Source organism: Rhodococcus sp. NPDC057014 (genome assembly GCF_042673295.1).
Taxonomy (GTDB): Bacteria; Actinomycetota; Actinomycetes; order Mycobacteriales; family Mycobacteriaceae; genus Rhodococcus_F.
Genome location: NZ_JBHUSF010000063.1, coordinates 1 through 22,551 on the forward strand (window position 1 = coordinate 1; position 22,551 = coordinate 22,551).

A 22,551-nucleotide genomic window follows, 5' to 3' on the forward strand; every position below is an offset into this window, starting at 1 on the left:
CGGCACCTACGCGAGCCCACCGGAGCTCGACATGGCCGTGCTGGCGGAACTGCATGCCGCCGTGCCGGTGCCCCTGACACTCCACGGCACCTCCGGGGTTCCCGACGATCAGGTCCGCCGCGCCATCGCCAACGGCATCCGAAAGGTCAACGTCAACACCGAGCTGCGTCAGGCGTACCTGCGCGCCGCCCGAAACGTCACGTCCGACGAGGTCCGCGGCTGGAATCTGCTCACGCCCGCCGCCCGGCTCGTCGAGGCGACCCGGGCGGTCACCGATACACACCTCCGTCGCTGCCGGCCCCAGCCGGCACCGGCAGCTATCTGAGGACCCACCGGAACGTCCGGTGGGTGAACCCAAGTGAAAGGACACACCCCGCAATGCCACTCGCAGCGGATGTCTACGCCCCGTTCGACACTCCCGAGGACTACATCCTCGGCTGGACGGACCTGATCTGGGACGATTTCGGCCTCGGCCGCCTGCCCGAGCACTACGCGAAGGACGTGGTGGTGCACGGCGCGTACGGGCCGATCCGTGGCGTCGACGACGTGATCGCCGGCTCCCTCGTCAAGAAGAGCGCCTTCCCCACCCGTGTCGGGACCGCGGAGGACGTGATCTGCGAGCCCCGTGGAGACCGGGCCTTCATCAGCCACCACCGCGTGTTCCATTCCGGACCGCAGGCCGGTCTCGGCGTGTACGGTCCGGCGACACTGAACAACTCCGAATCGCGGAACATGGCGATTTGCCTCGTTCGAGACGGCCTGGTGGTCGAGGAATGGGTGGTGCGCGACGAATACCGTGTGGTGACGACGCTGGGACTCGATCCCGAAGCCGTCGCGCGGCAGGTCGCATTCACCGACGAGGCTGCCGGCCTGTTCGGGACCGCGGCCCCCGCGGACGCGGTGCTGACCGGCGAGTCCGGCCCGAGGCCGGACACCCATCACACAGAGGCGGAGTTCATCCGCGAATTCGTCACCGATGTGTGGAACAACCGCCGTCTCGAGCGCGTACCCGAGTTCACCCAACGGGACCTGTTTCTCGAGACCACCCGCGCACGCATCCGCACCCGGGCAGTGAACTATCAGATCGACTTGACCCAGATGCTCGCACCGTTCCCTGACGCCGTGATCGAAACCCGCGACATCGCAGTCAGCACCGCCCCCGAACAGGGAACCCGAATCGGAGTCCTGTGGCGCCTGACCGGAACCTACTCGGGCGCACCGCTCTACGGTCCAGTCACCCACTCCCACGTCGAAATCATGGGATCGTCCCAATTCCTGCTGCGAGGTGGTCGGATCATCCGCGAATGGCGGGTGTACGACGAGATCGCCGTCATGGCGCAGATCGCCAAGGCCCGCGGCGACGTTCCCGCACAGCACTGACCCGGCGCCACGCGTCCCGACGGCCGTGATCATTCCGTCCGTCGGGCGCGGTGGCAACTCAGTTACTGCCACACCACCATATTCCGCGCCGAAGTTCCGCGTCACCCAAGAGGTCGGCACCCATGAACTGCGCCGCGAATTCTTCTTCGCGACATCAGCCCAAGTCCGCGACGTCTTCGCCGCCCAGGTCGGCAACCTCTTGGAATACACCGACCAACCGGGAGCCACCCGATACTCTCGCCGCCCCGGCGGGCGAGGTGAAACTCAGGACCGACATGAACATCTATGGCGTGCAAGAACCTTCACCCCGTGAGTACTTATCAACGTCGGGCGGTTAACAAGTACTCACGGGCGGTCACGCAACCGGGACCATTGCGCGGTGGGCCGTCCGTCGGTGCGCATGATGTCCCTCGTGCGACGCTCCCACCGCTGCGGCCACCCGGCGGGCGAATCCTCCCACGATTCCTGACGGCCGTACGTGGTCATGTCGAGGAGACCGTACGTCGGAGCCATCGGTTCCAGGCCACGGCCACTGGTCCAGAACGTCTCGAACACCCGGTCGTCCTGGCGCAGATAGCAGACCAGCGGCGCCGGGAACCGTTGGCGGTCGCCGAGCAGCGCGTCCGCCGCGTCCTGCGCGGAGTACCAGGGCACGTCCCAGCGCATGAAGTCGCGGTAGCGGATGCTCACGTCGTACGGGCCCTGGCACAGCGTGGCGTACGTGACGTCGCGGGAATGCAGGTACGACAGCTCCCGCACCTGGCCGTTGAAGAACGTGCATCCCTCGCATTGGTCGGCCACAGGCTGGTCGGTGTGCCACATATGGAAGTACGCGATCAATTGGCTGCGGCCCTCGAACACGGCCAGCAGTGGGGCCGGGCCGTTCGCGCCGACGAGGGTGATGGCGGGGTCCACCTCGACCATCGGCAGTCGCCGCCGTGCCGCCGCGATCGCGTCGCCTTCATGGGTGTGCGCCTTCTCCCGCACCCGCAACGCGTCCAGTTCTGCCTGGTAGGTCGCGTGGTCGACGACGGACGGCGCCGGTGGGGTCGTTTCGGTGTTCACGACAGTCTCCTTGTCCTCCGGGTGGGCTTTCAACCAACCGACGAAGGGTGCCGTCCGGGATCGACAACAATCGCGAGAAAATCTCGTGATTTCTCAGAGTTCGCGTAGGCGGCCGGTCAGGTAGCGACGCTCGGCGTCGGTCGGCGCCAGCTGCAGCGCCCGCTCGTACGCCGACCTGGCCTCGGCGGCGCGGCCGTCCCGGCGGAGCAGATCGGCGCGGGTCGCCGGGAGGAGGTGGTAGTGGTCGAGCCGGCCGGACGCCGCGATCTCGTCGACCAGGGCCAGACCGGCCGGGATGCCGTCGGCCATCGCGACCGCGACGGCGTGGTTGAGATCCACGACCGGGGACGGCGCCAGCCGCGCCAACTCGGTGTACAGAGCCGCGATCTGCTGCCAGTCCGTGTTCGCCGCGTCGGGTGCGGTGACGTGGCAGGCGGCGATGGCGGCCTGCACCTGGTAGGCACCGGTTCGTCGCATCGCCAGCGCCTGGTCGAGTGTTGCCACTCCTTCGGCGATCAGCGTCCGGTTCCACCGAGACCGGTCCTGATTCTCCAGGGTGACGAGCACGCCGGCGTCGGTGCGCGTCGCGCGCCGGGACTCGTGCAGCAGCATCAGCGCGAGCAGGCCGCGCGGCTCGGGTTCCCCGGGCATCAGCCGGACGAGGAGCCGGGCCAGGCGGATCGCCTCGGCGGTCAGGGCCCGTTCTCCGTTCTCCTCGTCGTAGCCCTGGTTGAAGATCAGGTAGAGCACCGCGAGGACGGCGGCCAGTCGCGGTGGCAGCAATTCGACGGGCGGCACCCGGTACGGGATCCCGGCCTCGCGGATCTTCCGCTTCGCGCGGACGAGACGCTGCGCCATCGTGGCCTCGGCGGTGAGGAAGGCCCGGGCGATCTCGGCGGTGCTCAAACCGGCCAGCGTCCGCAGGGTGAGGGCGACCCGGGCCGGGAACGGCAGCGCCGGATGGCAGCAGGTGAAGATCAGCCGCAGCCGCTCGTCAGGAATCTCGTCGTGCGGCAGCTCGTCCCGGTCGCGGGCCGGCACGGCGAGCTGGCGCACCTTGCCCGCACCCACGGCGTCGCGGCGCAGCCGATCGATCGCACGGTTGCGGGCGGTCGCGGTGAGCCACGCACCGGGGCTCCGGGGAACGCCATCGCGTTCCCAGCTCGTCAACGCGGCGGCGAACGCGTCCTGCGCGCAGTCCTCGGCCAGATCCCAATCTCCCGTCATCCCGATCAGGGTCGCAACCACCTGGCCCCACTCGTCCCGGAACGCCGCAGCGACGGCCGAACGGACTCGGTTCTCGGACTCCGTCATTCCCACACTGGGCGGATCTCGACGCCGCCCCAGCGCGCGTAGGGATGGCCGGCCGCGATCTCGATCGCCTCGTCCAGATTCGCGCAGTCGACGATCACGAATCCGCCGACGAAGTCCTTGGTCTCGGCGAACGGCCCATCCGACACCAGAGTCTCGCCGTCGCGGACCCGCACCGTCGTGGCGTCCACCACCGGCCGCAACCGCTGGCCGACGAGGAAACCGCCGCGCCGCTGCACATCGGCCCACCACGCCTGATGCACGGGGTCGGCCTCGAGCTCCTCGTTCGTCGGCGATACCGACTCGTCGTCGCAGATCAGCAGGACGTACTTCATATTCCGATCTTGCCCGAGCGGTGGCCGCACGGTCACCGGATCGGCCGGGGCGCACCCGCCGTTTGCTCCCCGCGCGGCGTCGGCGACGGTAGATTCACGTATCGCTGCTCCCGCAAGATTCCCGCTCGTCGAAGGGATCGTCCGTTATGAGTAAGCCGACTCACCGGTGGGTGCGCCGCGGTGCATCCGCCGCCCTCGCCGTCGCCATCGGATTCGCCACCCTCTCCTGCGGATCGGATGACACCGGCGGCGGTGGGACGGAGTCGACAGCCCCGGAATCCCCCGACGCCGCGAAGATCGAACAGATCGTCCAGGGCAAGATGACCGAACTCGACCTCTCGTCCGCCGTGTTCGGGGTCTGGCGCGGCGACGAGCAGGTCACCGCGGGCGCGCTGGGCGGATCCCCGATCGGCGTCCCCGCGACACCCGACATGCAGCTGCGGGTGGGCCAGCCGATGGAACCGATGCTGTCGACGGTGCTGCTGCAACTCGACAAGGACGGCGTCGTCCCCCTCGACAAGCCCATCGCCGAATGGGTCCCCGACTTCCCGCGCGCCGACAAGATCACCCCGCGCATGCTCGCCAACAGCACCACGGGCATCGCTGACTACGTCACCGACCCCGAATTCCTGAAGCAGTTCTACGCCAACCCGATGGCGGGTTTCACCGCGCAGCAGATCTTCGACCTCGCCAACGCGCGGCCGCCGCTGTTCGAACCCGGCACCAATTGGGCGTACGCCCACAGCGACCTGTGCCTGCTCGGCGTAGTCCTCGAGAAGGCCACCGGCACGACGCTCCACGATTTGATCCAGCAGCGCATCCTGGACCCGCTCGGCATGAACTCCAGCGACGTCGTCCTCACACCCCAGATGACGGAGCCGACGCTGCACGGCTACACGAATGAACGTGGCGTCTTCGAGGACTCCACATTCTGGAACCCCACCGCATTCCTCAACAGCGGCAACATGAACTCCACCCTCGCCGACGTCTCCGTGTGGGTGCGTGCGCTCGCCGCAGGCAAGCTCCTCTCGGAGGAGCAGTTCAAGGAAATGATGGCCCCCAGCACTGCAGGCCTCGGCCCCATGACGGCGCAGAAGTACTTCGCGTTCGGGGTCGTCCACATCGACGACTGGCTCTACATGAACCCGGCATTCGGCGGCTACAACGGCGTCGCCTTCTACGACACGAAGACCGACACGACGATCGTCGTCTACTGCACCCTCGGACCGAAAGCCAACTCCGACACCAACAACGCCGTCCCCATCGGCAAAGACATCGGCGCACTCCTCGTCCCGGACCGACCCCCGAACGTCTGATCCCCGCTGTGGCGCGTGTGGTGAGCCTAACGCCCCGGCAGGCGATACACCCGCCGCGCGGTGTCGCCGAAGACGAGCGACTGTTCCGCCGACGACAGGTCGTCGAGGGCTGCCTGCACGGTGGACACCATGGTCTCGCTGTCCCACAGCAGATGGTCGATCGGGTAATGGGAGGCGAACATGCATCGTCCGGCGCCGAAGATCCTGAGCGCCGTCCGAATCCAGCGACCGATCGCGTCCGGGGAGGTTCCGAAGATGAGGGCGATTCCCTGAAACTTGAGGACGACGTTCGGAAACCGACTCACCGCACCGAGGCGTTCTTCCCAACGGGAGAAGCCCTCGGCGGTGAGGTCGACGGGCCAACCGACCGCCTCCAACACGAAGGTGGTGTCGGGAAACGCGGCAATGAGTTCGTGCGCGCCGGGTAGCTGCTCGTCGTATACGAGCAGATCCCACACGAACCCCGCGTCGGCGACCTTCTCGAACCCGCGCAGCCAGGCCAGGTCCGACAGGTAGTCGCCCCGCGCACCCAGACGCTTGACGGGGTCGTCCGCCCAGTACAGCGGCTGCCGCACCGCCTGGACCACCGGCAGATCCCGGTATCGCGCGAGAACATCTGCCAGACCATCCGATTCGAGCTGAGCGGCCGCGATGAAGGCGTTCGGAACGCCGACACGATCGGCGCACTGCTGAACCCAGACGGCCTCCGCGACACCGTCCGCTGCTCCGAACTCACATGCGACCGAGGCCGTGACGGGTATCCGGTCGACCTGTGCCCGGTAGTCGTGCGGCAGGTATCGGCGCGCCGCGGCGTAGTAATTCGACAGCAGGGCGGTCAGTGCAGGTGGGCGGTTGTCGATCCACGGGTACGTGAGGCCAGGCAGGTTGATGAAGTGATGATGCGCGTCGACAATATCCACCTCACGCAGCATATTTCACTGCGTCACGACCGGCCGTTGAAACTGTCCACGGCGGCGGCCACCGCGGCGGCGAATCCTTCTCCCCCGTGCCCGGCGTCGTCGAGCACGACCAACTTGCTGCCGGGCCAGGCCCGCGCGATGTCCCACGCGGTGTCCAACGGCCCGGACACGTCGTAACGTCCGTGCACCAGGATCGCCGGGATGCCGGCGAGGGCGCCCATCCCGTCGAGGATCTTGTTCGGGGCGAGGAAGCAGTCGTGTGACCAGTAGTGCGTCACCAACCGCGCGAACACGCTCCGGAATGCGGGATCGTCGTAGCGCGGGTTCGGCTGCCACCCCGGCATCAGCGAAACATGCGTGTCCTCCCACGCACACCACCTCATCGCCGCCGTCCGGCGCACGTCCGGGTCCGGGTCGGCCAGCAGGCGGGCGTAGGCGGCCGGGAGGTTCCCCGACCGTTCACTCTCCGGCACACCCGCGACTAACCGTTCCCACTGCTGCGGGAACACGCGCCCCATGGCGCGGGTGATCCAGTCGATCTCCCTGCGGGAACCCGTGGTGACCGCACCGAACACCGCCGCGATCACCCGCTCCGGGTACTTCTGTGCGTATGCCAATCCCAGGCTGACGCCCCACGAGACGCCGGTGACGATCCACCGCTCGACCCCGAGATGGTCACGGAGGCGCTCGATGTCGTCAATCAGGTGCGCGGTCGTGTTCGACCGCAGGTCGTAGTCGGGGCCGTCCGCGAGCGGCGTGCTGCGACCGCACCCGCGCTGGTCGAACAGCACCGACCGGAAGGCGGTCGGGTCGAAATAGCGTCGCGCTCCGGCGGTACTTCCCGAGCCCGGTCCGCCGTGCAGATACACCACGGGGATCCCGGTCGAGGTCCCGACGGTCTCCCAGTACACGCGGTGACCGTCGGACACGTCGAGTAGTCCGGACTCGTACGGCTCTATCGCCGGATACAGTGCGTCGCCCACCGCCTCACCCTGCCACGGCGCCGGACGGTCCGCGCGTCACGAGATGGAGTGCGGGTCCAGTCCGTACTGTGATCTCGATGCACTTCGGACTGTCTGATCTGATCGACCCGCGCCTGCTGCCTCTCGTCGACGCGTCGCGGGCGTTCTACGCGCAGCGCGTCGCCGGTCGGGGTCCTAATAGCTGGGCGGAACTTCGATCGGTCCGCGCCGAGGCCCCCGCCCCCGCCCCGTCGCAACCGCCGGCTGTCGAGGAGGTCGTCGTCAGCGGTGGTCGTCGAGTCCCGCTGCGGATTCACGCCCCTGTCGGCCGGGCCGCGACGGGTGTCTACCTGGAGATCCACGGCGGCGGGTTCTACATGGGGTCGGCCGCCGGCAGCGACGTCCGCAACCGCCGGCTCGCGGACGCGCTCGGCGTCGCGGTCGTCAGCGTGGACTACCGGCTCGCTCCTGAACACCCGTGGCCGGCCGCACCCGACGACTGCGAAGCCGCCGCACTCTGGCTCGTCGAGCACGCCGCGGACCGCTTCGGGACGACGACACTCTCCATCGGCGGCTTCTCGGCCGGTGCAACGCTCGCGATGACCACGCTTCTACGGCTGCGCGATCGGGGGATATTCGCCATTGATTCCGCCGTCCTGCAGTTCGGAACGTACGACCTCAGCGCTCAGACACCCGCCGGACGCCTCATCGCCGACGAGTACTTCCTCGACGCCTACGCGGGCGCGGCGTCGGACCGCACTCATCCCGACCTCTCCCCGATCTGTGCCGACCTCACCGACCTGCCTCCGATCCTGATGGTCGTCGGCAATAAGGACATCCTGCTGCAGGACAACCTGGCCATGGCCGCACGACTGTCCGCTTCGGGCGTCGACGTCGATCTCCGTATCTATCCGGACTCGCCCCACGGATTCACCGGCCACCCGACCCCGATGGCCCGGGCGGCACACGACGACATGCAGATGTGGCTGAACGGCCACCGACGCGAGACTGCAGGAGGTGATCGGCATCAGTGAGCACCGTTCGAATCAGTTGTCCGACAGTTCCGTTCCGGTAACGGAGATCGCGCCGCTCTGGGATCGCGGCGAGGTGATCGGCGCAGCGGTGCTGGCGGTCGCGGGGATCGCCTGGTTCGGCTGGGCACAGGAGGACCCGCCCGCACCGTGGGTGCCCTACCTGGTCGCCGGATCGGTGATCTCGGCGCTACTCCTCGTCGCGCTGGTGGTGCTGCTGGTGCGCCGGCTGACGACGACCGGCTCGGCGATGGCCGACCCGCGGGTCCGCCGCCGCTACTGGCTCACGGTGGCGGTGGAGGTGGTGCTGATCGTGGTCGGGAACCTCCTCCTTGCCGCGGTCGGGTATCCGGCGTACGACGCGGCGTGGACGCTGTTCGTCGTCGGTGTCCACTTCATTCCGCTGGGCAGGGTCTTTCACGCCCGGGGTCTTGCGCTGACCGGTGTCGTCGCGGCGCTCGTCGCGGTGGCTGCTGCAGGTCTCGGGCTTGCCGGTGCCGTGGCGCCGAGCGCGGCGGCCGGTGCCGGGGCCGGGGTCGTGTTCATCGGTTACGCCGGCTGGGTGCTCGGACGGGGACGCCGCCCCGCCCGGACAGGTGACGCTCGATAAAATGACGCGCGCTCAGCAGTCGAACACCGACCAGCAGATGTCGTTCCGCAACCGCTGGTCGTCGAGTACGAGTTCGCGAATCGCCTCGGGGAGTTGGTCACGCTGCCAACGGCACTCACGTCGTCCCGCTGCGTCGCCGTCACCCGCGGGCGCGGCAGCACGTGCGGCCTTGATCGCATAGGCGGCGGCACCGAGTTCGTGCGCCGCGACGTGCGCGACCGCCCCGGCCTGCCCCGCAGCGTAGGCGGCGTGCCGGGCGGCTCCCCGCAGGTCTCGGGCCGCGCCCATGGCATGACCGCCGGCGGCGCGAGCCTCCATCATCTTCACCTCCCCACGCACCCACGCGCGGGCGTTCTCGATCGCGTCACGCGGTCGTGCGTCGTCGGGTCGAACCGACTCGAACAGGTTCAGCACATGCTCCGCGCACGATGCCGCCCACAGGGCCAGAAGCTGGTGATCCGCGTCGGTGAGGGTGCCACCGCGGCGGATCGTCACGAAGCGCGGGTCTCGGACCTTCGGGAGGATCATGGCTAGATTTTCCACCACGCGCATCCACCCGGCCCTTGACCCTGACACAGTGACAAGGACTCGAATGGTCGGCGAAGGAGGTGGTTGTCGTGAACACAACCAACCAGGGTGGGCCGAATGCTCACCTCGTCGACGCTCTGGCCGCGACCGACGCGTCCGCTCGGCTGCGGGCGGCGCTCGCCGCGGGCACGCACCCCGATCCCCGATTCGCGGACGCTCTCGTCGACCGGTGTGCCGTCGAACCGGACTTCTATGTCCTCGACATGCTGACCTGGGCACTGTGCCGCCTGCCGGGCGAGGTCACGGTGCCGAGACTGGTCCACGAGCTCGGGTCCGGCTCCGCGCAGGCCCGCAGCCAGTCGCTGCACACCCTGTCCAAGATCGGGGATCGGCTCGCCTGGCCCGCGGTGTCGGCACTGCTGCACGACGAGCACGACGAGGTCGCGCGCAGCGCATGGCGGGCGGCCGCGGTCCTCGTGCCACCCGGCGGGGAGGCTGCGCTCGCGGCCGAACTAATGACCGAGCTCGGACGCGGCGACCATCAGATGCACCTCAGTCTGAGCCGTGCCTTCGTGGAACTCGGGGACGCCGCCCTACCGGTCCTCGACGCAGCCGGGACGAGTCCCGATCCGCACGTTCGCGCGCATGCCGAGGCGACGAAGCAGCTCTGCCACGACCCCGACAGCGGATTCGCCCTCTCACTCGAGATGGCGAAGCGCGTCGCTGTCGCCGGTCCGGACATGTAAGGGAGGAGATGGGATGTTGATCGGCGAGGTCTCGCGGCGGTGCGGTGTCAGCACGCGGATGTTGCGCCACTACGACAGGTTGGGACTGGTCGAGCCCACCGGCCGCACGTCGGGTGGTTACCGCGAGTACTCCGCCGACGACATCCGACGGCTCTTCCACGTCGAGAGCCTGAGGACGTTGGGGCTGTCACTGAATGAGGCCAAGCGCGCACTGGACGAGCCCGATTTCGCACCGGCCGATCTGGTGGGAGACCTCATTCGGCACACTCGCCGGCGGATCGCCGCCGAGGAGGAACTGCTCGGCAGGCTCGAAAGCGTCGACGCTGCCTCCCCCGCGCAGTGGGACGACGTCCTGAACCTCGTCACCCTGTTGCGGGCGCTCGAATCGGAGTCCGCCGCCCGGCGCCAACAGGCGATCCTGTCCGCGAACGGGAAGGCGTCGCTGCCCGTCGAGGCGTTGGTCGAGGCCGCCCTCACGGAGGACGACCTCAATGTGGCCGGCGCGCTGCAGTGGTCGTTGGCGAGGATCGCCGGTCGAGGACTCGCGGATCTCGCCCACGGCCTGGACGCGGAGGAGGTCGACGTCCGGCGTCGCGCCACCACCGCCATAGCGGCAATCCACACCGAGGAAGCCGTCGTACATCTGAGACGTGCCCTCGACGACTCGGACGCCACGGTCCGCGGATACGCGGCCCTGGCGCTCGGCTCTCGCGGGAACGGCGAGTCGATACCCGTCCTCCTCCGGATGGTCGTCACGGGTCGGCTCGACGTCGAGGCCGCCGAGGTGCTGGGTCTGCTGACGACCCTCTCTCCGATGGCCGACGACATCGTCGGGGCCATGCAGGACACGCTCGACACCATCGACGACGCGCCCTCCCGGTTGCGAATCACGCAGGCACTCGCCGAGATTCCCGGCACCGCGGCACGGAAGGCGCTCATCCGGCTGACCCACGACGACGATCGGACGATCGCCTCCACCGCGGCAGCGATCATGCAGGCGCAGGATCGCGGATAATTCCTGACACGCGATGTCAGGGTCTGGGTGCGAGCATTGTTCCGAAGCCCCCGGCGGCACCGTAGATGAGGACGGCGTCCCTCGTCGACGCGATGGTCGCGAGGTAGACGCGGCGAGGCAGACACCGATGCTGGCCAGGGTTGCGATGTTCGGGGATCCGAGCTGGTAGTTGCAGCCGCCGGTGCTTCCGCGATGCGACCACCGACAACGGTCCGGTCTCGTGAAAAACGCCGGCGGATCGTCACCCACGAAACCGCGCCCCTCTGAGCGATACGTTCGATCGGCCAAGTAACTGCGAGGATTTTCGTTCGATCCGCCGATCACACGACCGTGGTGATCGTCTTTAGTTGCAGAGAGCTTCGTATGAGGCACGTCACGTGCCTCCCGGCATCGAGGTCTTGCGGAGAACGACGAAAGGGAAGCCCCCATGTCCATCGCCGAATTACACGACCAACACTCGCGGCACGCAGCTTCGATCCGGACCGGGCGCTCATGAGCAGCGCACCGGAACTGAAGAAGGCACTCAGCCAGCGACAGCTGACGATGATCGCCATCGGCGGCGTGATCGGCGCCGGCCTGTTCGTCGGATCCGGCGTCGTCATCTCCGACACCGGGCCCGCGGCCTTCATCACCTACGCCGCCAGCGGCATCCTGATCATCATGGTCATGCGCATGCTGGCCGAGATGGCCGTGGCGAACCCGTCGACCGGATCGTTCGCGGACTATGCCCGCAGCGCGCTCGGCAACTGGGCCGGCTTCTCCGTCGGCTGGCTGTATTGGTACTTCTGGGTGATCGTCGTCGGCTTCGAAGCGATCGCCGGCGCCAAGATCATCCAGTTCTGGATCGACGTCCCGCTGTGGTTGTGTGCCCTGGTGCTGATGGTCCTGATGACCGCAACCAACCTGTTCTCCGTCTCGTCCTTCGGCGAGTTCGAATACTGGTTCGCGGGCGTGAAGGTGTTCGCGATCTGTCTGTTCATCGGGCTCGGCTCGCTGTACGTGTTCGGTGTCTGGCCGAACAAGACGATGGACTTCTCCAACCTGTGGTCCCACGGCGGCTTCCTGCCGAACGGTCCCGCCGCGATCACCGTCGGTGTGGTGACGGTGATCTTCTCCATGGTCGGCGCCGAGGTCGCGACGATCGCGGCTGCCGAGTCGGAGAATCCGGAGAAGGCCGTTGCCAAGGCCGCGAACTCGGTGATCATGCGCATCGCGGTGTTCTTCGTCGGCGCGGTGTTCCTGCTGGTGACGATCCTCCCCTGGAATGACACCGATCTGGCGGCCTCCCCGTTCGTCGCCGCGATGACCGAGATGGGCATCCCCTACGCCGACAACATCATGAATGCCGTCGTGTTGACGGCGGTGCTGAGCTGTCTCAACTCAGGGATGTACACCTCCTCGCGCATGCTGTTCGTCCTGGCCGCGCGCCGCGAGGCGCCACCTCTCCTCACCCGGGTCACCCGGCGCGGCGTGCCGGCCGCCGCGATCCTGGTGTCCTCGGTCGTCGGATTCCTCTGCGTCATCGCCGCCGCGATCTCGCCGGACACCGTGTTCACGTTCCTGCTGAACTCGAGCGGCGCGATCATCCTGTTCGTCTACCTGCTGATCGCGATCTCGCACATCGTTCTTCGCTTCCGCACCCCGGACTCCGAGTTGCGCGTGAAGATGTGGTTGTTCCCGGTGCTGTCGCTGCTGACCACCGCGGCAATCCTCGGCGTGCTGCTGCAAATGTACCTGGAGGACAGCGCCCGGTCGCAACTGGTGCTGAGCCTGCTGTCCTGGGCTGTGGTCATGGTGTTGTTCCTCGCCAACAAGTGGTTCCTGAGTCGTCGCCAAGCCGTCGAATCGCCCCTCACAGCGGCGAAAGTGTGACGGGTACTGCCAGCACCGTCCACCGCGTCTTTGGTCAGTTGGTCGATCGGCCGGTGCCGGCGCGGCCGACCATGGTCCGCACCTGCCGGGCCGCGACGGACAGCGTCGACAGGTCGGCCGGGTGGACGGCGAAGATCTCGGTGAGGATCGAGCGGGCGCGGGCCAGCCGGGAGGTGTTGGTGGCCTCCCAGTCGGCGATCTTCTCCGCGGCGGTTTCGGCGGATGCCGAACCGGAGAGCACGTCCAGGCACAGCAGTCGCATCGAGCCGTACACCTCGTCGCGCAAGGCGAGCCGGGCCAGGGCGTTCCAGCGGTCGGTGTCGTCGAGGCCGGAGATTGCGGTCAGCAGGTGATCGAGACCGAGGTGCGCGTTGAGGGTGTAGTACAGTTCGGCGGCCTCGTCGAGTGCCCGGCCCTCGAGGTCTGCGACGTCGATGATGTCCATGACGCAGAAGGCGTGCAGCAGGCTGACGATGGCGGTTGCGTGCTCGGGTTGAGCGTCCAGTGCCTGCATGCCGGCGGCTCGGGTTTCGACAATCTGAGCATCCGGGCCCTGCAACCAACCCGCGACCTTCGGCAGCAGGTGCTCGAAGGCCTTGCCGTAACGGGTGATCTCGGCGCCGATGGCGAGCGGCTGCGGCCGGTGGTGGAGCAACCACCGCGACAGCCGGTCGAGCAGCCGCCGCACCTCCGCCATCATGGCATCGGAGACCGCGGTGTTCGGTGCGTCCGTGTGAATCCGGGAAATCGTTGCGGGCAGATCGGCGATCGCGCTGGCAGCCGCGTAGGCGCGGACGGCGTCGACGGCAGAGGCGCCGGTGTCCTCGCAGAGCCGGAACACGTAGGTGATGCCGCCGGCGTCGACCACCTCGTTGGTGATCACGGTCGCGATGATCTCGCGGCGCAGCCGGTGAGTGCGGATCGCGTCCGGATAGTCCCTCTGCAGCCGGGCGGGGAAGTACCCGAGCAGACGGTCGGTGAAGGCATCCCCGTCGACGAGGTCGCCGGCCAGCAAGTCCGACTTCAGGGCAAGTTTGACATGCGCGGTCAGGGTCGCCAGCTCGGGGGAGGTCAGCCCTCGCCCCTGCTTGCCGCGTCGTTCCAGCTCGTCCTCGTCGGGGAGGGCTTCGAGGGTGCGGTCGAGGCCGCGCTGCGCCTCGAGTGCCCGGATCTGACGGGCGTGCACCCGCAACTTGGCGGCCGCGGTGGCGCGGCTGGTGCCGAGGAGAGCGTTCTGGTCGACGTTGCCGGCCAGAACGAGCGTCTCGACGTCGTCGGTCATGTTCTGCAGCAACCGGTTCCGGGCCTCCGGTTCGATGCGCCCGGTGGAGACGAGTCCGTCGAGGAGGATCTTGATGTTGACCTCGTGGTCGGAGCAGTCGACGCCGGCCGAGTTGTCGAGTGCGTCGGTGTTGATCCGGCCGCCGCCGAGGCTGAACTCGATGCGTCCGAGGGCGGTGACGCCGAGGTTGCCGCCCTCGCCGATCACCTTCGCCCGCACCTGCCCAGCGTCCACGCGGACACCGTCGTTGGCCTTGTCCCCGACCTCGAGGTGCGTTTCACGGGCGGCCTTGACGTACGTGCCGATCCCGCCGTTCCACAACAGGTCGACCGGGGCGCAGAGGATGGCCCGGATGAGGTCCTGCGGGGACAGCCGGGTCACGGTCGAGGTCAGGCCGAGTGCCTCGCGCATCTCGGCGGACACGGGAACCGATTTGGCGGTGCGGTCGAACACTCCTCCCCCGGTGCTGATCCGATCGGTGTCGTAGTCGTTCCAGGACGAGCGGGGCAGCGCGAACAGCCGGGCCCGCTCCCGGTGCGAGGCGGCCGGATCCGGATTCGGATCGACGAAGATGTGCCGGTGATCGAACGCGGCCACGAGCCGGATGTGCTCGCTGAGGAGCATGCCGTTGCCGAAGACGTCGCCGCTCATGTCCCCGACCCCGGCGACGGTGAAGTCCTGGGTCTGGGTGTCGACGCCCATTTCCCGGAAGTGCCGCTTGACGGACTCCCACGCGCCCTTGGCGGTGATGCCCATGGCCTTGTGGTCGTAGCCCACCGACCCGCCGGAGGCGAACGCGTCACCGAGCCAGAACCCGTATTCGGCGGCGACGGCGTTGGCGTCGTCGGAGAAGGTGGCGGTGCCCTTGTCCGCGGCGACCACCAGGTACGGGTCGTCACCGTCGCGGCGCACCACCCCGGTCGAGGGTACGGTTGCACCCGTTTCCGGATGAACGTTGTCGGTGACATCGAGCAGCGCACCGATGAAGGCGCGGTAGCACCCGATACCCGCCGCTCGGAACGCCTCCCGGTCGGCGACGGGGTCTCCGGTCGCGGCCGGTGGCCTCTTGACGACGAAGCCACCCTTCGCGCCGACCGGGACGATGACCGCGTTCTTCACCGCCTGTGCCTTGACCAGGCCGAGGATTTCGGTGCGGAAGTCCTCGCGCCGGTCGGACCAGCGCAGCCCGCCGCGGGAGACGGCGCCGTAGCGCAGGTGCACGCCCTCGACGTGCGGGGAGTAGACGAACACCTCGAGCCGCGGGCGCGGCTGCGGGAGTTGGGACAGCGCACCGGGTTCGAGTTTGAGGGCCAGGGCCGGCGAGCGCCGGACTCCGTCGCCGTTGCGGTAGTAGTTGGTGCGCACGGTGGCCCGCATCAGGTCGAGGTAAGCGCGCAGGATCCGGTCCGCCTCCAGGCTGACGACCTCCTCGATCGCTCCGCCGATCTGCTCCGCAACGGCAGTACTGTCGCGGCCCGAATCCGGCGTGGGGTCGAACAGGGCGGTGAACAGCTCGATCAGTGCCGCGCAGGTGCGGGGGTTGTCGACGAGCACGGCGGCGATGCGTCTGGTGCTGTAGGGGAACCCGATCTGCCGCAGGTATCGGGCGTAGGCCCGCAGCAGCGCCGCCTCGGTCCAGGCCAGGCCCACCCGCGTGACGAGGGTGTTGAAGGAGTCGACTTCGGCCGCGCCGGACCACGCGGCGACGAAGGTGTCGCAGAAGCGGCGGGCCAGTGTCCCCGGCTCCGCCGACTGCGATTCGCGTGCGACGGTCGCGGTGACGTCGGACGGCCCGGCGGAGCGGAGGGTGAACTCGTAGATCCAGGTCGACAACCCATCGGGACGGGTCACCGGGTACGGCCGTTCGTCGAGTACCTCGACGCCGAGGCTGTGCAGAATGGGCAGGATGTCGCTGAGCGAGACCCGTTCACCGGCGACATACAGGGTGAACCGCAGTTCGGTGTGGTCGCCGGCCGGCCGGGTGGTGAGCGCGACGTCGACGGCACCCGCCGCGAGGGCCTCCAGGCGGGAGATGTCGGCGGCCGCGCGTTCGGCGGAGAAGTCGTGCTGGTAGGACGCGGGCAGCCGGTGCGTGTAGCTCGCACCGACCGTCGCGGGCACTCCGGCGCACTCGCGCAGGTGGTCGTGGAGCGCGTCGTCCCAGCTGCGGCAGACCGCCGCCAGACGGGATCGCACCTGTTCTTCGAGGACGTTCCAGTCCTCGTGGGCGTCCAGCACCTGGTCGCCGCCGGCTCGGAGGGTGAAATGCACCAGAGCGAGCGGGTTCTCGGTGACCCGCACCGTGTGGTCGATGGCCGTGCCGGGGAAGTGTTCGAGCAGCGCGCGCCGCATGCCGGTGCGCACCGCTGTGGTGTAGCGGTCGCGGGGCAGGTAGACCAGCGCCGAGAGCGACCGACGGTCGTCGGCGGCGCGCAGGAACACCAGCAGCTCTTTGCGCTCGGCGGCGCCGAGGACCGCCACCACGGTGCGGTGCAGGGTGTCGACGTCGAGCGCGAACAACTGCGGCCGCGGGAGGTCCTGGATGATTTCCAGCAGTGTCCGCCCGGTGTGGGAGTCGAGCCGGTAACCCGCCCTTGTGATTACCTCGCGAACACGGCGGCCGAGAACCGGGATGTCGAGGACGTTTTCGTGCAGCGCGGTGACGGTGAACACCCCCAGGAATCGGTGCTCGCCCAACACCACACCGGTTTCACCGATCTCCGGGACCCTGATCAGGTGCGGGTGCAGCCCGCGGCAACTCGTGGGGAACTCCGGGCCCTGAACGACCGCGACCGGAGACTGTGTCGCGCTCTCCTGGTCGACCGTCGATCGGGTAGTCCGGAACATTCCGAGTTCGTCGGCGACGTCGGCGCCGAGGCCCTGGTAGTGGTAGCCGAGGAAGGTGAAGTGTCCGTCACCGAACCAGCCGAGCAGGTCGATGCCGTCGGCGAGTTCCCGCGGATCCCACGGCGCGGACACCGAGGGCGCCGCGGCCAGTGTCGACGCGGCCTGCCGGACGCGTTCGAGTGCGGCGGGCCGGTCCGCGGCAATGTTCCGGAGGGCGGTCAGTGCCTGCGCGAGATCGGCCTGCAGCTGCTCGGCCCGCGAATCTTCCATCGGGGCAGCAAGTTCGAACCGAATCCAGGATTCGATCGTCGCCTCGGTTCGGTCGGCGGCGACGTCGACGAGCGTCCCCGTCTCGTCTCGGATCACCGGGACGACGGGATGAAGCAGGCGAGTGATCACCGCTTCGCCGGATTCCACTACGCCGCTGAGCGTATCGACGAGCAGCGGCACATCGTCGGTGACGACGAGCACGCCCGGAACGTGGCCCGCGGAGAGGAACTGCACGATATCGGTACCGGGCAGACGCCTCGTCGCGAGATCGAGATGCTCGCGCACGACGGCGTCCGCGGCGGCGTGATCGCCCGGGGCGGTGTGCGGGAAGAACGCCGTTCGGAGGCTTTCGATCGTCGCGTGAGGCGCCGCGGCCGGCCTCTCACGTATTCCGGAATGCACCGACATACTCACCGGGAGTTCACCGTTCCTTCGTCGAGGTCCACGCACGCGGCGCCGTTGCCGCGAACTGGTGCCAGTCAGTAAACCGACTGCGCCTGTCGAAGTATTGGGCCCGATATGAGAAAAGGTATTCAGGATTTTGTTCTTTCGGCCAACTCTCAGGCGGAGGAATTCGCCACGCCGCGGCGCCGCAAGGCGAGCTGCAATTCGAACAGCATCCGGTCGGAGGCGTCGTGCAGTTCGATACCGACGATCTCCTCGACGCGGCGAATCCGGTAGCGCAGGGTATTCGGATGTACTTGCAGGACAGCGGCGGCCGCGCGGACGTCGCCGTGCGCCGCGAGATAGGCTTCGGCACTGTCCTGCAGATTCGACGCATGCTTGTCGTCGTAGTCGACGAGGGCGTCGAGCCGCGGGTCGTGCAGTTCCCGGTGTTCGGCGAGGAGGTCGAGGATCTCCCCGAACAGCACCGCGGTGCGCGATTCGGCAAGCGTGGTCACCCGACCCTCGGGGAAGGTCGCGGCGGTGCCGTCGAGAACACGGTCGACCTCTCCCCTCGCTCCGGCGACCTGCCCCAGATCGGGCACCGGGATCGCGATCGCCGCCCGCAAGGCGATCGACCGCTTCGCCTCGAACTGCTCGACGAGTTGCCGGGTCCACGTGGTCACCGATTTCGGGCTCGTGTAGCGCGGGAGCAGCACGTAGGCGCGCTCCCCGATGATCGTCGCCACGGAGTCGCGGCGAAAGGAACTGGCCTGCAGGCGCAGCATGCTGCCCAGTTCCGTGAGCCGTCCGCCACCGGCGGTCTCGGTGGCACTGACCGCGAACCCGACGACCGCAGCGGGCCCGGTCGCCGACAGGTTCAGGGCACTGACCACGGACGGGACGTCCACACCACCCCCGCGGGCGCCGAACAGCCGCTGGATCAGCAGGCCCTCGGTGGATGGCGCATTGAGACTGCGCGAGATGATCCGCGCGGCGATCGCGGACGCGCCCCGCAACACGTCCTCGGCGTCGTCGGCGAACGGCGCCACCCCCTGTTGCAGCCAGATGGACCCGAGCGTGCGCGCCGATGTCGTGGCGTCGTCGGAGGACTGCCGGATGCTGACCACCAGCCGCCGCTTCGTGCCGAGCTTGCGATGGGCGGGAACGTCGATGACCTCGTCGCTGCTGCGGAGACGGTCGAAAACCCCCCACCGCTGCAGTGCCCGCAGGTAGTCGCGGGGCCCTTCGCGGCCGAGGATCGACAGCGTCCGCAACTCGTCCGCGGCCTCGTCGGAGGCGGAGTAGGCCAGCACGTGCGATTGCGCGTCCTCGATCGACACCATGCCGCCGGCGTTCTGGGCGACGATCTGCGCGAGCCCGAACAGGTCGGTGTCGGTGGCCAGCAGATCCGGATCACCCAGGCCCGTGCTGCGGCGGGAGCGGTCCAGCATGCGTTGCACCAGCGGGAACACGTGATCCCAGCGGGCCTTCGGGTGCACCGCCACCAACGCGACCCCGGCGCGCCGCGCCGCTGCCTGCAGCGCCGTCGACGTGGCCGCATTCTTGGACATCACCGCCCTCACCCGGCGCTCGGACGGGCGGAGGGCAATGCCGTCGAACCAGCGCACAGCCTCCGTCTTGCCGATCCCGACATGCAGATACAGGTCCGGCAGCGGCGATTGCGAATCGGTCTCGGTTTCCAGGTCGGAGCTGTCGACGAGTGCAACGGAGGACAGCGCGACCTCGGTGCCGGCCGGCGCATCGATCAGTTCGACGACCGAGGTGTCGAGGGAACTGAGAAGCTCACGCAGCGTGATGCTTCCGGTGGCACGGCCGGACGAATCGGTTGAACCCCCACGGGTTCCGCCTTCAGAATTCACGGGACGATCTCCACTTCGGGATCACACGAGCAGTTGGCTGATTGTACAACTCCAATTATAGAGATTTGTTCGACTGGCTCATTCTTTCGGCGCCGTGCTGGTGTTGACTACGGCTAGTTCGTTGCGGCGGCCGTCTTCGCCGCCACATCCCGTAGGAGGTTTTCATGGACGCCATCACCACCACCCCGCAGCCCGTCAACGAGCCGGTGGGGTCGTTCACGCCGGGCAGCGCGGAGCGGGCGCGGCTGCAGGCGAAGCTGGCCGAACTCGGGTCGAATCCGACGGAGATCCACCACGTGATCGGCGGAGCGCACCGCCGCGGCAACGGACCGGCCATCGACGTCGTCCAGCCGCACCGGCATTCGGCGGTACTGGGCACCTTCACCAACGCGGGCACACAGGACATCCAGGACGCGGTCGCCGCGGCCACCGCCGCGGCCCCGGCCTGGCGGGCGCTGTCGTTCGAGGACCGCGCCGCGGTGTTCCTGCGCGCAGCCGACCTGCTGTCCGGACCCTGGCGCGAAACACTCGCCGCCGCAACCATGCTCGGACAGTCCAAGACCGCGTACCAGGCCGAGATCGACACTCCGTGCGAACTCATCGACTTCTGGCGGTTCAACGTCCACTTCGCCCGCCAGATCCTCGCCGACCAGCCGATCTCCTCCCCCGGCGTCTGGAACAAGCTCGAGTACCGCTCGCTCGAGGGCTTCGTCTACGCGATCACCCCGTTCAACTTCACCGCCATCGCCGGCAACCTGCCCACCGCCCCGGCGTTGATGGGCAACACGGTGGTGTGGAAGCCGTCGCAGACGCAGGCCGTCGCCGCGTACTGGACGATGAAGCTGCTCGAGGCCGCCGGACTGCCGCCCGGCGTGATCAACCTCGTCAACGGCTCCGGCGCCGCGGTCTCCGACGTCGTTCTCGCCGACCCCCGCCTCGCCGGAATCCACTTCACCGGCTCCACCGCCACCTTCCAGCACCTGTGGCGCCAGGTCGGCAACAACATCTCGAACTACCACTCCTACCCGCGGCTGGTCGGCGAGACCGGCGGCAAGGACTTCGTCCTCGCCCACAGCTCCGCGAACCCCGATACTCTGACCACCGCGCTGCTCCGCGGCGCCTTCGACTACCAGGGCCAGAAATGCTCTGCCGCCTCCCGGGCGTTCGTCCCGAAATCGGTGTGGGCGAAGATGGGTGACGACTTCATCGAGAAGGCATCAACACTGAAATACGGTGACGTCACCGACTTCTCGAACTTCGGTGGCGCCGTCATCGACAAGCGTGCCTTCGACCGCAACGCCGACGCCCTCGCCCGCGCGAAGGCCACCCCCGGCCTGACCATCGCCGCCGGCGGCCATGTCGACGACAGTGTCGGCTACTTCGTCGACCCCACCGTGCTGCTCGGTGACGACCCCACAGACGAGGCGTTCCGCACCGAATACTTCGGACCGATCCTGTCCGTGCACGTCTACGACGACTCCGCCGCCGGATCGTTCGAGAAGGTCCTCGACCTCGTCGACAAGGGCTCCGCATACGCGCTGACCGGGTCGATCATCGCCGACGACCGCACCGCGATCGCCCAGGCCACCGATGACCTGCGGTTCGCGGCCGGCAACTTCTACATCAACGACAAGCCCACCGGCGCCGTCGTCGGACAGCAACCGTTCGGCGGTGCCCGCGCGTCGGGCACCAACGACAAGGCCGGCTCCCCGCAGAACCTGCTGCGCTGGGCGTCCGCCCGCACCATCAAGGAAACGTTCGTCCCCGCCACCGACCACCGCTACCCGCACCAGGCGGCCGACACCTCCGAGGACATCTGATGGCATTCTCCGCCCTGCTCCGCCCCGCCCTGCTGGCCGCCGCCCGCTCGCCTCGCATGGAACGTACCGTCACCAAGATCCCGGTGACCCGCAGCCTCGTCGACCGGTTCGTCGCCGGCCAGACCGAGGACCAGGCGATCGCCGCGACCACATCCATCCTCGACTCCGGCCGCTACATCACGATCGATCACCTCGGCGAGGACACCACCGATTCGGCGCAGGCCGACGCCACCGTGTCGCACTACCTGACCCTGCTGTCCGATCTGGCGACCCTCAGCCAGAAGACCGCGTCGACGTCGCCGACCTCGGTTCGCAATGTCGAGGTCTCGTTGAAGCTGTCCGCGCTGGGGCAGTTCCTGCCCCGCGACGGACACAAGGTGGCCCTCGAGAACGCGCACAAGATCTGCACCGCCGCCGAGGAGGCCGGCGCGTGGGTCACCGTCGACGCCGAGGACCACACCACCACCGACTCGACGCTGTCGATCGTCCGCGAACTCCGCAAGGACTTCCCGTCCCTCGGCACCGTGCTGCAGGCATACCTCGAGCGCACCGAGGCCGACTGCCGGGACCTGTCCGGCCCCGGATCGCGCATCCGGTTGTGCAAGGGCGCTTACAAGGAACCCGCCTCGGTCGCGTACCAGGGCAAGGAGGCGGTCGACGAGGCCTACCTGCGCTGCCTGCGCATCCTGATGAACGGCCAGGGCTACCCGATGGTCGCGTCCCACGACCCGGCCATGATCGCGGCCGCCCTGCAGCAGGCGAAGACCAACGGCCGCACCGCCGACGAATTCGAAATCCAGATGCTGTACGGCATCCGCGACGCCGAACAACTCCGCCTGGTCGGCGAGAACAAGCATCTGCGGGTGTACCTCCCTTACGGCGAGCAGTGGTACGGCTACTTCATGCGCCGCCTCGCCGAACGCCCCGCCAACCTGACCTTCTTCCTCAGGTCACTGATGTCACACAGCTAGGCG

17 protein-coding genes and 1 pseudogene are annotated in these 22,551 nt (G+C 68.2%); 10 read left to right on the top strand and 8 right to left on the bottom strand.

The features are described 5' to 3' along the window. Both ACFTZB_RS15265 and ACFTZB_RS15270 read left to right on the top strand, forming a co-directional pair. A partial coding sequence (locus tag ACFTZB_RS15265) for a class II fructose-bisphosphate aldolase (protein WP_378432651.1) occupies positions 1-325 on the top strand: 325 nt, incomplete at its 5' end. Between the two features lie 53 nt (positions 326-378). After that, positions 379-1,380: an ester cyclase gene (locus ACFTZB_RS15270; protein WP_378432652.1), complete on the top strand. Its 1,002-nt coding sequence runs from the start codon at positions 379-381 to the stop codon at positions 1,378-1,380. A 345-nt stretch (positions 1,381-1,725) separates the two neighbouring features. Here ACFTZB_RS15270 and ACFTZB_RS15275 read toward each other — a convergent pair whose 3' ends face one another. The 3 genes from ACFTZB_RS15275 to ACFTZB_RS15285 all read right to left on the bottom strand — a co-directional run bounded on the left by ACFTZB_RS15275 (position 1,726) and on the right by ACFTZB_RS15285 (position 4,091). After that, positions 1,726-2,445, bottom strand: coding sequence for a DUF899 family protein (locus ACFTZB_RS15275; protein WP_378432654.1), 720 nt, complete (start codon positions 2,443-2,445; stop codon positions 1,726-1,728). Between the two features lie 93 nt (positions 2,446-2,538). Next, positions 2,539-3,759, bottom strand: coding sequence for an RNA polymerase sigma factor (locus ACFTZB_RS15280; protein ID WP_378432655.1), 1,221 nt, complete (start codon positions 3,757-3,759; stop codon positions 2,539-2,541). Continuing rightward, positions 3,756-4,091, bottom strand: a complete 336-nt coding sequence (locus ACFTZB_RS15285) for a YciI family protein (RefSeq protein WP_378432657.1) — start codon at positions 4,089-4,091, stop codon at positions 3,756-3,758. The genes ACFTZB_RS15280 and ACFTZB_RS15285 overlap by 4 nt, the downstream gene beginning before the upstream one ends. Before the next feature lie 146 nt (positions 4,092-4,237). On the opposite strand from ACFTZB_RS15285, the gene ACFTZB_RS15290 reads away from it, so the two are divergent. Next, on the top strand, positions 4,238-5,407 hold the full coding sequence (locus ACFTZB_RS15290; protein ID WP_378432658.1) for a serine hydrolase domain-containing protein: 1,170 nt from the start codon (positions 4,238-4,240) through the stop codon (positions 5,405-5,407). Between the two features lie 26 nt (positions 5,408-5,433). On the opposite strand, the gene ACFTZB_RS15295 is transcribed toward ACFTZB_RS15290, so the two are convergent. Together ACFTZB_RS15295 and pip are read right to left on the bottom strand one after the other, a co-directional pair. Beyond that, positions 5,434-6,339 carry an amidohydrolase family protein gene (locus ACFTZB_RS15295; RefSeq protein WP_378432659.1) on the bottom strand — a complete coding sequence of 302 codons (906 nt, stop codon included), beginning with the start codon at positions 6,337-6,339 and terminating at the stop codon, positions 5,434-5,436. Positions 6,340-6,350: 11 nt separating this feature from the next. After that, complete coding sequence (gene pip, locus ACFTZB_RS15300; protein ID WP_378432660.1) at positions 6,351-7,310, bottom strand: prolyl aminopeptidase; 960 nt, start codon at positions 7,308-7,310, stop codon at positions 6,351-6,353. A gap of 77 nt (positions 7,311-7,387) precedes the next feature. Here pip and ACFTZB_RS15305 point away from each other — a divergent pair, with 77 nt between their 5' ends. Together ACFTZB_RS15305 and ACFTZB_RS15310 are read left to right on the top strand one after the other, a co-directional pair. Continuing rightward, the gene (locus ACFTZB_RS15305; protein WP_378432661.1) at positions 7,388-8,323 is read left to right on the top strand and encodes an alpha/beta hydrolase; all 936 of its coding nucleotides are present in this window, start codon (positions 7,388-7,390) and stop codon (positions 8,321-8,323) included. Beyond that, positions 8,307-8,930, top strand: coding sequence for a hypothetical protein (locus ACFTZB_RS15310; RefSeq protein ID WP_378432662.1), 624 nt, complete (start codon positions 8,307-8,309; stop codon positions 8,928-8,930). The genes ACFTZB_RS15305 and ACFTZB_RS15310 overlap by 17 nt, the downstream gene beginning before the upstream one ends. A gap of 12 nt (positions 8,931-8,942) precedes the next feature. Here ACFTZB_RS15310 and ACFTZB_RS15315 read toward each other — a convergent pair whose 3' ends face one another. Beyond that, the gene (locus tag ACFTZB_RS15315) at positions 8,943-9,458 is read right to left on the bottom strand and encodes a putative immunity protein (RefSeq protein WP_378432664.1); all 516 of its coding nucleotides are present in this window, start codon (positions 9,456-9,458) and stop codon (positions 8,943-8,945) included. A gap of 80 nt (positions 9,459-9,538) precedes the next feature. On the opposite strand from ACFTZB_RS15315, the gene ACFTZB_RS15320 reads away from it, so the two are divergent. From ACFTZB_RS15320 to ACFTZB_RS15330, 3 genes and pseudogenes are all read left to right on the top strand, one after another. Next, positions 9,539-10,204: a HEAT repeat domain-containing protein gene (locus ACFTZB_RS15320; protein WP_378432665.1), complete on the top strand. Its 666-nt coding sequence runs from the start codon at positions 9,539-9,541 to the stop codon at positions 10,202-10,204. A 13-nt stretch (positions 10,205-10,217) separates the two neighbouring features. Next, complete coding sequence (locus tag ACFTZB_RS15325; RefSeq protein WP_378432666.1) at positions 10,218-11,219, top strand: MerR family transcriptional regulator; 1,002 nt, start codon at positions 10,218-10,220, stop codon at positions 11,217-11,219. 492 nt (positions 11,220-11,711) lie between these two features. Continuing rightward, positions 11,712-13,064: pseudogene (locus ACFTZB_RS15330) on the top strand (amino acid permease); the annotation flags it as partial. Between the two features lie 61 nt (positions 13,065-13,125). On the opposite strand, the gene ACFTZB_RS15335 reads toward ACFTZB_RS15330, so the two are convergent. After that, positions 13,126-17,898, bottom strand: coding sequence for an NAD-glutamate dehydrogenase (locus ACFTZB_RS15335; protein WP_378432684.1), 4,773 nt, complete (start codon positions 17,896-17,898; stop codon positions 13,126-13,128). A gap of 152 nt (positions 17,899-18,050) precedes the next feature. Further along, complete coding sequence (locus tag ACFTZB_RS15340; RefSeq protein WP_378432667.1) at positions 18,051-19,757, bottom strand: PucR family transcriptional regulator; 1,707 nt, start codon at positions 19,755-19,757, stop codon at positions 18,051-18,053. Positions 19,758-19,921: 164 nt separating this feature from the next. Between ACFTZB_RS15340 and pruA the strand changes: the two genes are divergently transcribed. Both pruA and ACFTZB_RS15350 read left to right on the top strand, forming a co-directional pair. Next, positions 19,922-21,577 (top strand): L-glutamate gamma-semialdehyde dehydrogenase, encoded by a 1,656-nt coding sequence (gene pruA, locus ACFTZB_RS15345; RefSeq protein WP_378432669.1) that lies wholly within the window; start codon positions 19,922-19,924, stop codon positions 21,575-21,577. After that, positions 21,577-22,548: a proline dehydrogenase family protein gene (locus tag ACFTZB_RS15350; RefSeq protein WP_378432671.1), complete on the top strand. Its 972-nt coding sequence runs from the start codon at positions 21,577-21,579 to the stop codon at positions 22,546-22,548. Before pruA ends, ACFTZB_RS15350 begins: the two co-directional genes overlap by 1 nt. Positions 22,549-22,551: the final 3 nt, after the last annotated feature.

Bases quoted from the DNA above. Each gene is read 5' to 3' on its own strand.
- ACFTZB_RS15270 (WP_378432652.1), top strand. From the start codon at position 379: ATGCCACTCGCAGCGGATGTCTACGCCCCGTTCGACACTCCCGAGGAC.
- ACFTZB_RS15280 (WP_378432655.1), bottom strand. From the start codon at position 3,759: ATGACGGAGTCCGAGAACCGAGTCCGTTCGGCCGTCGCTGCGGCGTTC.
- ACFTZB_RS15285 (WP_378432657.1), bottom strand. From the start codon at position 4,091: ATGAAGTACGTCCTGCTGATCTGCGACGACGAGTCGGTATCGCCGACG.
- ACFTZB_RS15290 (WP_378432658.1), top strand. From the start codon at position 4,238: ATGAGTAAGCCGACTCACCGGTGGGTGCGCCGCGGTGCATCCGCCGCC.
- ACFTZB_RS15295 (WP_378432659.1), bottom strand. From the start codon at position 6,339: ATGCTGCGTGAGGTGGATATTGTCGACGCGCATCATCACTTCATCAAC.
- ACFTZB_RS15305 (WP_378432661.1), top strand. From the start codon at position 7,388: ATGCACTTCGGACTGTCTGATCTGATCGACCCGCGCCTGCTGCCTCTC.
- ACFTZB_RS15315 (WP_378432664.1), bottom strand. From the start codon at position 9,458: ATGATCCTCCCGAAGGTCCGAGACCCGCGCTTCGTGACGATCCGCCGC.
- ACFTZB_RS15325 (WP_378432666.1), top strand. From the start codon at position 10,218: ATGTTGATCGGCGAGGTCTCGCGGCGGTGCGGTGTCAGCACGCGGATG.
- ACFTZB_RS15335 (WP_378432684.1), bottom strand. From the start codon at position 17,898: ATGTCGGTGCATTCCGGAATACGTGAGAGGCCGGCCGCGGCGCCTCAC.
- pruA (WP_378432669.1), top strand. From the start codon at position 19,922: ATGGACGCCATCACCACCACCCCGCAGCCCGTCAACGAGCCGGTGGGG.
- ACFTZB_RS15350 (WP_378432671.1), top strand. From the start codon at position 21,577: ATGGCATTCTCCGCCCTGCTCCGCCCCGCCCTGCTGGCCGCCGCCCGC.